General features: G+C 32.9%; 11 protein-coding genes. All 11 read right to left on the reverse strand.

Translation table 11 applies throughout. The features are described 5' to 3' along the window. Position 1 precedes the first annotated feature (1 nt). A complete protein-coding gene (locus BK127_RS28275) occupies positions 2-1,075 on the reverse strand; it encodes a class II aldolase/adducin family protein (protein ID WP_076235443.1) in 1,074 nt (357 codons plus the stop codon). Then, a complete protein-coding gene (locus tag BK127_RS28280) occupies positions 1,068-1,757 on the reverse strand; it encodes an HAD family hydrolase (protein WP_076235445.1) in 690 nt (229 codons plus the stop codon). The genes BK127_RS28275 and BK127_RS28280 overlap by 8 nt, the downstream gene beginning before the upstream one ends. Beyond that, positions 1,747-3,780: a uridine kinase gene (locus BK127_RS28285; RefSeq protein WP_179097639.1), complete on the reverse strand. Its 2,034-nt coding sequence runs from the start codon at positions 3,778-3,780 to the stop codon at positions 1,747-1,749. The genes BK127_RS28280 and BK127_RS28285 overlap by 11 nt, the downstream gene beginning before the upstream one ends. Before the next feature lie 367 nt (positions 3,781-4,147). Then, positions 4,148-5,143, reverse strand: coding sequence for a glycosyltransferase family 2 protein (locus BK127_RS28290; protein ID WP_076235450.1), 996 nt, complete (start codon positions 5,141-5,143; stop codon positions 4,148-4,150). Continuing rightward, positions 5,140-6,099, reverse strand: coding sequence for an NAD-dependent epimerase/dehydratase family protein (locus BK127_RS28295; RefSeq protein WP_076235452.1), 960 nt, complete (start codon positions 6,097-6,099; stop codon positions 5,140-5,142). The genes BK127_RS28290 and BK127_RS28295 overlap by 4 nt, the downstream gene beginning before the upstream one ends. Positions 6,100-6,119: 20 nt before the next feature. Beyond that, positions 6,120-7,892: a thiamine pyrophosphate-binding protein gene (locus BK127_RS28300; protein WP_076235455.1), complete on the reverse strand. Its 1,773-nt coding sequence runs from the start codon at positions 7,890-7,892 to the stop codon at positions 6,120-6,122. Between the two features lie 44 nt (positions 7,893-7,936). Next, complete coding sequence (gene rfbG / locus BK127_RS28305; protein WP_076235458.1) at positions 7,937-9,019, reverse strand: CDP-glucose 4,6-dehydratase; 1,083 nt, start codon at positions 9,017-9,019, stop codon at positions 7,937-7,939. Beyond that, complete coding sequence (gene rfbF, locus BK127_RS28310; protein WP_076235460.1) at positions 9,001-9,777, reverse strand: glucose-1-phosphate cytidylyltransferase; 777 nt, start codon at positions 9,775-9,777, stop codon at positions 9,001-9,003. The genes rfbG and rfbF overlap by 19 nt, the downstream gene beginning before the upstream one ends. A 139-nt stretch (positions 9,778-9,916) precedes the next feature. Next, a complete protein-coding gene (gene rfbH / locus BK127_RS28315; protein WP_083689658.1) occupies positions 9,917-11,452 on the reverse strand; it encodes a lipopolysaccharide biosynthesis protein RfbH in 1,536 nt (511 codons plus the stop codon). Next, complete coding sequence (locus BK127_RS45780; protein WP_076235463.1) at positions 11,452-11,886, reverse strand: GtrA family protein; 435 nt, start codon at positions 11,884-11,886, stop codon at positions 11,452-11,454. Before BK127_RS45780 ends, rfbH begins: the two co-directional genes overlap by 1 nt. A gap of 387 nt (positions 11,887-12,273) precedes the next feature. Beyond that, entirely contained in the window at positions 12,274-14,427 is a 2,154-nt protein-coding gene (locus BK127_RS28325) for a hypothetical protein (RefSeq protein WP_076235465.1), read from the reverse strand. Between the last annotated feature and the right edge of the window lie 11 nt (positions 14,428-14,438).

Below are 14,438 nucleotides of genomic sequence, written 5' to 3' on the forward strand. Positions count from 1 at the left end.
CCTATAGTTTCTGTCGATACTTTTCTGAATCCCAATTGCCAAGGTACATGATTTCATCAGATGCTAAATGATTTACCACTTGCTCTTGCGAATCTAAGACCATTAAATGAAACTTAAAAACTTCTTCAATCTCTTTTGCCTTTCTTAGGTTCGGCGCACAGATATATACCCGTTCCTTATATCCAATTATTTTGGGAAGTTCATTGTATTGATTCATATATTGTTGAATGCCTTTACGATCATCCAAACTTTCCAACCATACTGTTTTCACACCACAGAAAACATATCCATCTGGACAAAAGGGCGAATAATCGAATAGTTTTTTTTTGCTTACTAAACTTAAAATTTTCTCATCATTTGAACAATATGTTATTTGAGAACTAGTCCCACCAATTAGATTCACTAACGCTGAAATTTGATTAGTAATCTTATACGGCGAGTAATCTAAATTAAATGCCTGTTCCAGTTTCAGTACAACTTCATCGGTAAGATCTCTTACTTCGCTATAAGTATCTGAACTAATAATTAAACCATGGTTCTGTAAAAAAATAATCTTAGGTAAATTTATATGTTTAATCAGATATGAATCTAATTCCTGCATCATAGCCAACGCTAAATCAATGCCTGGAGTAAAATAGTTTACACATAGCGCATTTGGGAATAATCTAATTAAAATCTCTTTCCAATCTATTCGACATGCAACAACATTCACAGAAATCGGATGAGTATGCAACGTGTATTTATAAAGTGCAGCATGTAAAAAGGTTTCAATAGAAGGGCGGGAACCTTTCGATTGTATTGCTTCCTTGAGCATTGAATTCGCGTTTTGCTCACGTTTCTTTTTATTTCTTTCATTTTTAACAGCTTCACATCCTAATACACTTATAATTTTCTGAATATCTACGTTCACATAACCATGGTCAAGTTCAATATCTGACAATAAATATCCAGAAGCTTTAATAAGCATTGTTCCATCATCTTTTTTTATAGAACTATTACCTCCCGCTGCTTGTATGAGGTCAAACCTTTCTCCAGCATACTTCGACATTTTGACCATTTGATGGATTTCATTCATAAAAATACTCCTTTATTTGTTCATAGTCATTAAATTCCGTAATTAAGCTTGATTGGATATTTTTATTTTCTTTTTTCATATTTAACCAAAATGAATGAATACCTAATTGAGATGCTCCTTCGATATCCTTGTGATAACTATCGCCGATCATGCATACCTCTGAATAATGCAAATCCATTTTATTAATCGCTAACATGAACATCATTGGATGTGGTTTTTCTTTACCTACTTCTTCACTAGTAACGAAATAATCACAAAAACTCCAAATTCCAAGTTTTTCCATTTTTCGATATTGAATGTGTGCAGTTAAATCTGTTACAATGCAAACCTTTTTATCTTTAATTATATTAAGAAATTCCATAAATCCCTCAATCAATTGCATGTGATCTAAAAATATATTCCAATACATTTCGTATAAATCTTTAGCAAGATTTAGTTCTTTAACCTTGAGTATTTCTAATAAAGTTTGAAAGTACAAAATTCGATTGTGTGAGGAAGCTGTTTCAGCCAATTGAATGTGAACTCTATCTCTTGCTTGCTTGAAGCATCCGAATACGTACTCGTATCTTATCCCAGTAATATCACACAATCGTGTAAGTGTAGAAGTTAGTGCTATATCATGAGCAGGCTCATACTTGTAAATGGTATTATCTAAATCTAATAGTATACCTTTATAACTCACTTGTAGCTACCTCCTTCATCTTTTCGCTAATCATTATCACTATCATTAGCTGCATAAGACCTCTATGATCTGCACTCCAGATGGGTTTCTCCAACAATATTTCATCTCTATTTTGAATAATTTGGTCAGCAATCAATTCGTAATTAATATTAGGAATGTGCTGATCTACAATAATAAAATGAGTTTCTAAATCATCCGAATAATCATGAACAATATCTACATCTTTATCACGTAAAACCTCTACTATTGGCTCTAAATTTATACTCGAATCCACTATGATTTTCAACTTTACATTAGCAACAAAATTGGGGTCTCCAATTTTAATTGGAGTCTCCGAAAAATAACAAATAACCAAATCCGCAAATTTTTTCTGTGGCCATATATATTTTTCGGCATCGTGCATCCGGTCTTCAATTTGCTCTAAAACTTTTTCTAACGAATACCCTCTTTTTTGTGTATCTCTTAATACCTTCCAGTGCCTTCTCAATGATTCTTCTGTTTCTAAATAGATTTTCAAATCTAATGCTTGTCTCATTTTAGGCAAATAAAATGGATGTAAGCCTGTAATAATAACAAATTCATTGGAATTTATTTTCTTAGGATCCGTGAACTTCCCAGATTCATGATCATATACGACCCTCTCGACCTGTTCTCCACGTTTTAGCGCTATAATATCTTCTGTTTGCCTATGTAGAAAATTTGCCTTAGGATTCAAATGTGTAAGTGTGTTCCATTTATCATCTCCTCTTTCCCATCGATGGTCTCCGTCCCCTTCTAATAGAAGCACACCATTTTTATGCAATAATTGCTCCATAATTGTTAATAATGTGCTTTTACCAGAACCACTATCCCCACCAATACCAATAGCAAATGCCATATTCTTCTTTTTATAGATTGCATTACTTTTTAATCCATATCGATATAATATATAAATAACTGCTAACAAGCTTGCCTCAAGAAAAGTAAACGCCAAATTACTATATTGTTCAAAACCAACTTTAAAATTCAAATTTTCTCCAAACAGGTTCAAATCACTTAAACCTGATTTGTGAAAACAGAGAAAATAGATTAAATAACAACTATTCAACAGTATGTGCATAATATAAATAGATCTTGGATTTTTCAAATAATGATTAATGAAATATATTGATACATATGGCGTCACCCAAACATACCACGCTGGCATTGGTGGTACTACCAAAATAAACACAGAAAACAATAAGCCTAATGCACTAAATAGTAACGCATTATTAATTTTCGAATACTCTGCAAATCTTGCATAAATAAGCATTACAGCAAGAGGTGCAAGATAAACCTTCAGATCATTAAATATAAAGTATACATTAAACATTGAATTTTGCTCGTTGTTCATTAATACTAAATTTCTATATCCTTCCGAAAAAATGAAAGGAAAACTAAACAATAGATAAACAATTAATGGGATGCAGAGATGATAGCCTACTTTTTTTTTGTTTTTAAATAAATACAAAATAATAAGTGGCAAAGCCGCTATTACATGAAACTTAATACTTATAGCTAAACCAAATACAAGACTTGAATATGCTATTCGATTTTTCATTAATAAGTATATGGCAAGAAATAAAAAAGACGTTGGAATCAGATCTAGCTGCGAATGCATATACGAAGCATAAAAGATAATCGGTGATGTAAAATAAAATATAGTAATTTCTTTAATTCTACTTGGAAATAATTTTGACAATATAAAATAAATAAGAAAATCAGAAACTAATGTAGGGATTTTGAACAATGCATTTACGATAATATGTGGCGTATTTTCTGGTACAAAATGAAAAAAGGTTAAAATATACAACATAAGTGGGGGATACGGAAAGGATTTAGGTAAGTTATTTTCAAAGAAATATTGCCATGGATTATCAAAAAAATGAATGAAATGGTCAACAAATGGTATAAAAAGTTTATCTTGATAATCCGATGAGAATGAACAAATGAGAATTAACTTAATGAGTATAATACTTACAAATATTTTTTTATTACCAAACATAAATTCAATCCTCATAAATGTTATTTGGTCTTATTACTACATCAATGTTTTACTGCTACTCTTTGCGTGCAATGAAATTCTATTCTTCAATTCATAGCTCGATGTAATCTCCATATTTCAACATTAATTTCCATATCTCACGATATACTTTTAGACCCTTCCAAAAATTCAAATGGTTAGCTCTAGCACCAATTCACCTTCGTCAGAAGTAATATACAATACCAAACCAGTCACATCAATTGCTATATTTTAACGAAATTGCAAGAAATAATATTGAACAAAACAGGTGGTGAAATTATTATTTGCATTTATAACTAATGTCAACAATAGACAGTCTTACCCACCAACAAACTCCAGCATAGGTTAGCTAGGCAGAATAATATATTTTTTTAATTTCCTCCATATATTCTTCACTTACAGGATCTGGATATTTATCAAAATTAATTCTTTCTTTTTCAATAACATGCGGTCTCTTCAATACTTGAGTATGGATAGATCCAATATACTCCCCAATTATTCCAATGAAAAAAAGCTGGACAGAACTAAATAAAAACAGACCAATAATAAGTGGCGCTGTGCCCACAGAAAAGTAGTTCCAGAATATTAGCTTCGCTAATAGGTATACAATTGCTATTCCAAAACTAAATGCGGACATAGCAAATCCCAGCATGGCAGCAACTCTTAATGGAATTTTAGAATGATTTGTAATACCAAGCATCGCAATATCATAAAGAGTGTAAAAATTATTTTTCGTAATGCCTCTTTTTCTTGCAGGCTGTAAATATTCAATTTTGAAGCTTTCAAAACCAATATCAGATATTAATCCTCTGAAATATGGATATGGATCATCTATTCCTCTTAGTATTTCAATTACACGTTTATCGTATAACCCAAAACCAGTATTATTTTTGGTTAGTTCTATATCAGAGACTCTATTAATAAAATTATAATACATTTTACGAATAGCAAACATTATTGGAGATTCCTCGCTTTGCGTCTTAACTCCAAGTACAACCTTATAACCTTCCTCCCACTTGCTAATAAAATCATTAATCATTTTGGGAGGATCTTGCAAATCAGCTACCAATAAAATTGCAGCATCGCCTCTTGCTTGCAAAAGAGCATGATAAGGGGATCTAATATGTCCAAAGTTCCTTGCATTAGCGATTACTTTTACATTCTCATCTTTTGCAGCTAAGTTTTTCAGGATCTGTAGCGTACTATCTTTCGAGGCATTATCAATAAATATATGTTCATATACAAAATCCTGCATGGAATTAAATATTTCTTTAACCTGCGAATATAATTCTTCTACATTGTCTTCCTCATTATAACAAGGAGTTACTATGCTAATGAATTTCACCTAATCACCCTCTTGTTCAATAAGATTGCCCTTGCCTCTTCAGCAATTGTTTCTAAAGAATAAAAGATAGGGACATATTGTAACTTCTGTGCCTTCTTGTTTAATGAGTAATAATTAGATTTAATTCCCGTGGAATTGGATATCGAGATATCATCTTTTATAACATACTTTAATCCGAATTGCTCATGAAACATATTCATCATTTCTTGTTTGGAAGTAGGTCCAAGACTGTATACATCATAGAAATCATTGGTATAATGCTTATCAATACAAAGTTTTATTAAATTACAAAAATCCTTGGGATCTACATAATCCCTTAATATCTCACTTTTACTAGTTTCAAAAATCTTTTCATTACTTATACAATTAATAATTTCTGAAATTAAAAACTTTGCACTTAGATCAATAAACTTACTAAAAAAACTAAAAACTCTAAGATCCACAATATTGAATTTCTCCAATGATCGATGTTTAGCTTCAGTGTATAACTTTGTAATCCCGTAATAATTTTGATCCGTTAAATTATTAATCTCAACATTAGCCCAAGTTAACTCATTAACCGGCTGATCAAATTCAGACCCATACGCTGCACCGCTGCTAAGATTAATATATAAAGTATCATTCGATTTATTTTTCAGATAGTCGATAATTAAATTGTCATAATACTCTGTAATGGAAAAAATTCTAAATTTATCCTCTTTTAATTCTGCTGGATTTCCTATTCCAATACAATTAATAATTACATCAACATTATAATTGCCAAACTCGTTCATTGGATATACTCTAATATTGAAGTTAGTCGTTTGCTCAATTCGATCAAGGAAAGATCGAACTGTACCAACAGATCGAGCATACAAACATAGCTCGTAATTACTAGTTTTTGAAAATTCAAAAATAATATTTTTCGCAATATGACTGGTTGCACCCAATATAGCGACCTTTTTGGTGGTGTGCATGTTTCACCAACTTCAATAAATTATTTAGGTATTTCCATTTCTTCTACTAGATCTACCAACATGAGATTTTTTAATTCATCTCTGCCTAAGTGAGGAGACATATCTTCTATTGGTTTATTAACAACTAATTTAGGATTTACTGCCGTATCTTGAATTAATTGAACATTTACAAAAGTAGGGCCTTCTATATCCATTACTTGAGATAATACTGCATCAATTTCCGATTTATGGTTTATAGAAAAAGATGGGATTCCATAAGCTTCAGCAATCTTATTTAAATTCGGTGCTGTATATATAGTAGACTGTTTTCTACCTTCAAAATATATATCTTGGAATTGCCTTACCATTCCTAAACAATTATTATTCATAACAAAAATTTTGATAGGCAGTCCATACTTTACAATCGTATCGTATTCTTGAATATTTAATTGTATGCCACCATCACCCGCAATTACTAGAGCTCTCTGTTTTGAAGTGAGAGTTGCACCTATAGCTGCTGGTAAACCAAAGCCCATCGCACCCATTCCACCAGAATTTAACAGTCTCTGTTTTTCTTTTAATTTAAAAGACTGTGATGCCCACATTTGGTGCTGCCCAACGTCTAGACATACAATATCCCCTTCTCTTGAAAAAGAAGATAATTGAACTATGAAATCATTTGGATCTATATGATCAGGTCCTACGGTACCGCGCGTTGGATATTTTTCTTTAAAGTTATTAATGACATTATACCACTCACTTAAATCTGTATTAAGAGCATCTGGCAGTAGGTCACATAATTCTTCTAAAAAAGTTTTTACATCAGCATGAATTGCTATATCCGCAGTAACTTTTGCATTTAACTCATTAAAATCAATATCTACGTGGATCTTTTTTGCTGCTCTTCCAAAAGTGTCAGGTCTTGTTCCAGTTTGCCGTGTATCTAATCTTGATCCTAATATTAACATCAGATCACTATTCGCTAAAGTTAAATTACTATAACGATTTCCATATGACCCTATCAATCCATAAAAAGCCGGATTAGTATGAGGTATAGCATCTAACCCCATTAATGACGCAACTACAGGAATACCAGTTTTGTCAATAAACTCCCTTAAAATATTTTGGGCATTCCCTCCCCTTACGCCACCACCAACCAACACAACAGGTCTCTTTGCATTTTTCAATAGGGTCAGCACTTCATTTAATTGCTTCTTAGAAACTTCAATTTCTTGTTTTACAAGTAAAGAACGATACTCATCACTATCGAAAAAACTTTCTAGCTCATCAGGCTCAATATTAGCTCTTTGAAGATTCATAGGTATATCCAGAAGAACAGGACCAGGACGTCCGTTTTGAGCAATAAAGACAGCCTTTTCCAAATGATATCTTATCATTTTATAGTCAATTATCATCTCAGAATATTTAGTCAAAGATTGAGCTACACTAACTATATCTGTTTCCTGAAAACCAATTTGCCTGACTGGTTGATCAAATTTGTATTCATAAGTGTTTACTTGGCCCGTAATAAACAAACATGGAACGGAATCAAAGAAACAGCTACCAATTCCAGTTACAAGATTTAACGCGCCAGGACCACTGGTTGCCATAGCTACACCTAGTTTTCCATTCAATCTGGCATAAGCTTCTGCAGCAAAAGCGGCAGCTTGTTCATGTCGAACTGAGATACAATCAATATCATCCCTCTTCGCTACCGAATCAAGTAAATGAACTATAGCACCACCGATGAACTCAAAAACATGATCCACACCTTGTTTTTTTATAAAATCGATAACATAATCTGAAAGTTTCATATTTAAACTCCATTCCTAATTTAATAGAGCAGATTATAATATCTTCAATTAATATACTCCTCTATCTGTTTAACAGAGATATCAAACAAATTATCATCATTCTTATAGGCTAATGTCCATTCTACAATCTTGTCCAAGGCTTGATCTAAAGACCATCTCGGCTCCCATTGAAGCTGATTATATGCCTTTGAGCAATCTAATTTCAAAAAGTGAGCTTCATGAGGATGGTTACTTCCATCAATAATAAAGCTCGATTTGTTACCCCATTTTTCACACATTTTCTCAACGATCCATTCCACTGGCTTTGCGTCAGAATCATGTGGGCCAAAATTCCATGATTCTGCAAAAACAGGTCCATGCTCATAAAGCTTTTGAGCCAACTGAAGATATCCGCTAAGAGGCTCTAATACATGCTGCCAGGGACGTATAGCTGCTGGGTTTCTGATAATTATATCTTTTTCCTCAAGTAGAGAATTTATGCAGTCTGGGATAAGACGGTCCTTTGCCCAATCCCCACCGCCAATAACGTTACCTGCTCTTGCTGAAGCTAAGGCTACACCATGGTCAGAATATTTATTTATATTGAAAAAGGAGTTTCTATAGGATGCTGTAACTAACTCAGAACAAGCCTTACTATTTGAATACGGATCATATCCTCCTAAAACATCTACTTCCCTGTAACCCCATAACCATTCTTTATTTTCGTAACACTTATCTGTAGTTACATTGACAACCGCTTTTACATTGGGGGTCTGCCGTACTGCTTCCAAGATATTAACAGTACCCATAACATTGACAGAATAGGTTTCAACAGGCTCATCGTAAGATAGACGAACTAATGATTGGGCTGCCATATGGATAACAATATCAGGGTTAGCCCTCTGAATTGATTGGGTTAATTTATTAATATCCCTGATATCTCCTAATATGGATGACTCTATCTTATCTTCAATGCGACATTTTTCAAACAAAGAAGGGGACGTTGGAGGTTGCAAGGAGTATCCTGTTACCAGAGCGCCCATATGTGTTAACCAAATAGATAGCCAGCTTCCTTTAAATCCAGTATGACCAGTTAAAAACACCCTTTTCCCTTGCCAAAAGCTCCTCATTAGTTCCAATTTTTCCATGGCGCTTTACCTATTCCCCATAATTCTTCAAGATGATTTTTGTCCCTCAGAGTATCCATAGGCTGCCAAAATCCATTATGCTTGTATGCGTATAGTTCCCCTTTTTTGGATAGTTGCTCTAGTGGCTCTTTTTCCAATACAGTATCATCGCCTTCAATAAAATCGAAAACTTCAGGCTGCATCACAAAAAAACCAGCATTAATCCACGATCCGTCGCCTTTTGGCTTTTCTTGAAATCCGTTTACTTCACCACTCACTCCTAAATCTAATGCACCAAAACGCCCACTAGGTTGGACTGAAGTAACTGTAGCTAATTTACCATGCAATTTGTGGTAGTCTACTAATTCGTTAATGTTAACATCAGCTACCCCGTCGCCATAAGTTAACATGAATGGTTCGTTATTAACATAATCTTTAATCCGTTTTACTCTGCCACCCGTCATGGTATTTAAACCAGTATTAACCAGAGTTACTTTCCAAGGCTCGGCTGAGTGAGTATGAACTATAGTTTGGTTTTCGTTTGTAAAGTCAAAAGTAACATCCGACTCATGTAAAAAGTAATGAGCAAAATATTCTTTTATAAAAAAACCTTTGTATCCTAAACATACAACAAAGTCGTTATATCCGTATGATGAATATATTTTCATGATATGCCATAGAATAGGGCGTTGACCGATCTCAATCATTGGCTTTGGTCTTAAATGAGACTCCTCACTTATTCTTGTACCATATCCACCTGCTAGAATTACAATTTTCATACTTACCTCCAGGAATATTGTGTATATTAAATTATATCTTTTAATTAAAGAAAGTGTCAATTGATGTCTGAATTTGCTAGATTATCCTAAACGAAAAAGCTAGGAGCAGCGAAAATAACTCTTAGCTTATTTATAATCATTAACGTTTCACAAAAGCATGAATTTTTTCTACTACATAGTCAATCATTTCATTCGTTAATCCTGGATAAACACCAACTAAGAAAGTATCTTTTAAAATTTTATCTGTATTTGTTAAGTCACCATGTATTCTATAATTAACTCCTTGGAAGGCAGGTTGTCTAGTTAAGTTACCAGCAAACAGCATTCTTGTTTGAATCCGATTGGCTTCTAAATAACTAACAATATCATTTTTACTAAATGAAACATTATCTTGCAAAGTTAGAATAAAACCAAACCAACTTGGATCAGCATTTTCAGTCGGTCTCGGAAGAATAAAGTAATCCTTCAAATCCTCTAAGCCTGTAAGGAGTCGATTAAAGTTATTCTTTCTGGCTTCCGTAAAGCTCGGAACTTTCTTCAGCTGCTCAACACCAACTGCGGCCTGCATATCCGTAACTCTTAAGTTATAACCAATGTGAGAATACGTATATTTATGATCATAACCCATTGGTAGAGTGCCAAGCTCCCAACCAAATCTTTTTTTACAGGTATCATCGCATCCTGAAGGACACCAGCAATCTCTTCCCCAGTCTCTGAAAGATTCAATAATCATTTTTAACTTAGGGTCATTGGTATATACTGCCCCACCTTCACCCATAGTCATGTGATGAGGTGGATAGAAACTAGATGTTGCAATATGACCAAAGGTTCCAGTTAACTTTCCATTATATCTGGACCCCAGAGCATCACAATTATCTTCTATTACCCATAAGTTATACTTCGTAGCTATTTCCATTACTTTCTCTAAGTTAAAGGGATTGCCCATTGTATGAGCTATCATTATAGCTTTAGTTTTTGGAGTGATAGCTTCCTCGATTCTATCAGCCAAAATATTATACGTACCTAAGTCTACGTCAATGAAAACAGGAATGGCCCCATTTTGAACCATCGGTGTCACAGTAGTGGGAAAGCCTGCAGCTACCGTGATTACTTCATCGCCTGGAGTAATTCTTCTTTCACCTAATTTAGGCGATGTTAATGTGGAAAATGCGAGCAGATTGGCGGATGAACCCGAGTTTGTTAAAAGTGCATAACGAACCCCAATAAAATCGGCAAATTCTTTTTCAAATTGCTTACTAAATCTACCCGCTGTTAACCAAAAGTCTAATGACGAATCTACAAGACTTTTCATTTCTAGTTCGTCATAAACTCTTCCACCGTAGGATAACGAAGAACTCTCGGGATCAAACTCATGCTTTTTTTCATGAAATAAGTGATAGAATTGACCCACTTTTGATAAGATTTCTAATCGCAGTATTTTTTCAAATAATGACTTAGGTAATTCTCCGGTGTAAGAACATTCACTTGCGTTATACACACTTTGATTTCTAACGTCACATATTTGTCCTTCCATGTGTTCTAATGATATTTGATATTTGTCATCCGTAACGATCCCTTCTGAAATTTCAATCACATTATAATTTTGATTAAGTATATTTGTTATAATTGCTTTCTTACCATAAATATTCTCAATAATGCTACCGTTAAAAAACATTAACTTTCACTCTCCAATTTAGTTGCTTTGAAACTCCAATATTTTTGACCCAAAAAGCTAATTATTGTTGTTACGAATAAAGAAATAAGTTGTGATATCAGTGGATTCAACTTTAGCATTTCTACAAACAAAACTAATATACCATAATTGAGTAGAAAAGTGCATAAGTATATTAAGCCAAATTTTAGAATCATTCTACTAGAACTTCTTGCTACATTAAAAGTCCATTTTTTATTCAAATAGTAACTATTAATTACACCCAGTATATGAGAGACAACCAATGAAATAGAATAATTAAAGTGTAGTAGATTCAAACAAATAAAATAAACTGTATATCCAACAATTGTGTTAAGAATACCAACTAAAATAAATCTTAGTGTTTGATTAATTTTCACTTTTAATAATATTCCTCCATATTTTTTGATCTCTTGCATCACAACTCTATGAATAAATTGCTTGACTATTACAGAACATCTATATAAAACAAAATAACCATTTGTAAACGGATAAGAAACTTTAAGTCAAATAGAAAGAACATCTGCCGATTCAAAAAAAAATGTTGGTTACCGGGCCCAAAAGTTGATTCTTAGTCAGAATGCCGATTACTTGTACGATCTGAAAGCAACCCCAGATTTCCTGAAAGAGTTGCTGTTTCGATAACTGTTGAAGCGCATTGCATCTAGTCTTTAACAAAATTCCATGAAGGTGCGACAACTGCATTGAATACTATATTCACTTGTTTGCAATGCTATTGAGGAATTATACACTAGTACTTCTCAGTTTGTTTACTGATATCCCATTTAGTTTTAGTGAATAATACCTCATTCGATACTCACGTTTTCAAGTCTAAAATACATGCCAGAGGCATTTCTTGGATCGCCATTGGCATCAATTTTTTTTGAGTCGCTTGATATGTTAATCACATATCTTTGTCCTGCAGGCACAATGATTTTTTTTGAATAATCGGATCCCTGCGCATTGAAAATTAATTTTTCACTACCATCAGTTGAGGTAATCTTTAACTGAGAAGGCACGTCAAATCCTGATAATACAGTCATTTTCAAAGTTAATTCTTTATTATGGAGTGATAAATTATTTAATTCCAGTTCCACTTTATTTGAACACCAATTCCATTTTCTTTCCCCCTGTGTTTCAACCCCGTAACAACCATTCCATTTGATTAATGTAGGAGACTTGATTATTTCTTTTTTCTTTATAAATTCTGTATTAGACATACTGTTTTTATATGATTGTGTAAAATTAGACAAGTCAAAATAAACTTCTCTATTGTCACTACTTATAACAGAAGGAGCTCCTAAATAACTATGTAAGTCTTCTTCCATTTGTTTGCCATTATCAGCGTATCCATTTCTATCCAAGTAGATCCCTTGAAAGTCAGCTAATGAGAGTTGTTCAAGAAAATCCTTAACAGGTTTTTGTACTGCTTCCTTTTGCCATACATCTGAGAATCTGCCCTGCATAGCTCCAAAACTCCATGAAATCTTATTAGAATGTAGATACATTCTAAAGTGGTCATACCCCCCCATCTTATTCAGCGGCGAGGCTTCTGGAAAAAAAATATATGGCAATTGAAAAACTTTTGCAGGAGTTTCTGCAGAAATAGCGCTCTCTATTTTGCCAACGAAATCTTTATCTGTAGAAAAACTATTTTCTAGAGCTTGATAGTTAGGTATATAATTTTTACTTGTTTGATCAAACAAAGCAATTAACAATAGCACAATAAGTAGCACATTAAAAACAGATTTGTGTAAATATTTCCTGGTGTAATCTATGATAATGCATATTGCTAGTATTGATAAAAAGGCTATAATTATACTCACCCTGTTTAGACCCCTAATAGAAGGAGAAACAATTAAAGCAAACAAAGTACCAAAGCCACCTACAGTACAAAGTAAAACAAGTGATAAATTCAAATTACTTAAGTTAATTAATAATTCGCTTTTTTCCTTTATTTTCCACTGTCGAAGACTTGTTATAATTAAAATCAAAAAGCCGATTGAACTTATCAAACCTAACGATGCAAAACTATTCTCATTTACTAATGGAGCAGTAGAAGTATATTTTTTTTTCAAACGTTCCAATAGGTTGATTCTATGGTTATCTATCGGGAGAACCAATTGTGAAATTTTTAAACCTAAAATTTCCGTGTGTGATGTATCTCTAATTGCTACTTCTGTATTCTTACCTGTAGCATAGTTATTATATAACGAAGGAGAGATATTAATCAAAACACCAAAACCAATACATGCTACAAGAATTAATGAAATCTTTATGTGATATAAAGCTCTAAATTTTAAACTTGAGACCAGTCCTCCTATAATAAACAAAAAACATATAAAAAAAGCATAATATACTCCACTAGAAGACAGTAACAAACAAATAAATAAACTGTATAATTTCTTTTTCGCCCCATAATTATCACGATCATTTGACATTATATTCACAATTAATAATATCATTAGTGGAATTAAATAATAAGCTGAAAGAAATAGATGTGCTTCTCCTCTCAAAAAGTGATATGGCATAAAACTATAAAGTAAACTTCCTATAAGAGAAACTGTATTCGAAAAATTAAGTTTCCGCATTACAAATAACGAAATAACTGTTGTTAAAGGAAACGTCAATAAGAAATATAAATTTAAGACTGATGCATAATCTGGAATAAACAAAGATATTAACTTCATAATAAAAAAATGAAAGTTATCTGCCATTGGAAAATCATACATTTCTAAACCAAAAGGCGCTCCTAGATATTTGTTATTGAAATACCAGCCATTCTCAATAAGTCCTTTAACCATAATTGTTGAGAACAGACCATCAGCGTTATAATCTAACGGAACAGATAAATTTGCTTTCCATAGTTGCATTAAAAAAATTAATATAGCAATGCTTAGAGCAGCAGAGAACGTATACATAAAAAAAACTTTTATCAATCTTTTCGATTGGGAATTCATCTACTACTTTC

This window comes from Paenibacillus sp. FSL H7-0331 (genome assembly GCF_001956045.1).

Bases quoted from the DNA above. Each gene is read 5' to 3' on its own strand.
- BK127_RS28300 (WP_076235455.1), bottom strand. From the start codon at position 7,892: ATGAAACTTTCAGATTATGTTATCGATTTTATAAAAAAACAAGGTGTG.
- rfbF (WP_076235460.1), bottom strand. From the start codon at position 9,777: ATGAAAATTGTAATTCTAGCAGGTGGATATGGTACAAGAATAAGTGAG.
- BK127_RS28285 (WP_179097639.1), bottom strand. From the start codon at position 3,780: ATGTTTGGTAATAAAAAAATATTTGTAAGTATTATACTCATTAAGTTA.
- rfbG (WP_076235458.1), bottom strand. From the start codon at position 9,019: ATGGAAAAATTGGAACTAATGAGGAGCTTTTGGCAAGGGAAAAGGGTG.
- BK127_RS28325 (WP_076235465.1), bottom strand. From the start codon at position 14,427: ATGAATTCCCAATCGAAAAGATTGATAAAAGTTTTTTTTATGTATACG.
- rfbH (WP_083689658.1), bottom strand. From the start codon at position 11,452: ATGTTTTTTAACGGTAGCATTATTGAGAATATTTATGGTAAGAAAGCA.
- BK127_RS45780 (WP_076235463.1), bottom strand. From the start codon at position 11,886: ATGCAAGAGATCAAAAAATATGGAGGAATATTATTAAAAGTGAAAATT.
- BK127_RS28295 (WP_076235452.1), bottom strand. From the start codon at position 6,099: ATGCACACCACCAAAAAGGTCGCTATATTGGGTGCAACCAGTCATATT.
- BK127_RS28275 (WP_076235443.1), bottom strand. From the start codon at position 1,075: ATGAATGAAATCCATCAAATGGTCAAAATGTCGAAGTATGCTGGAGAA.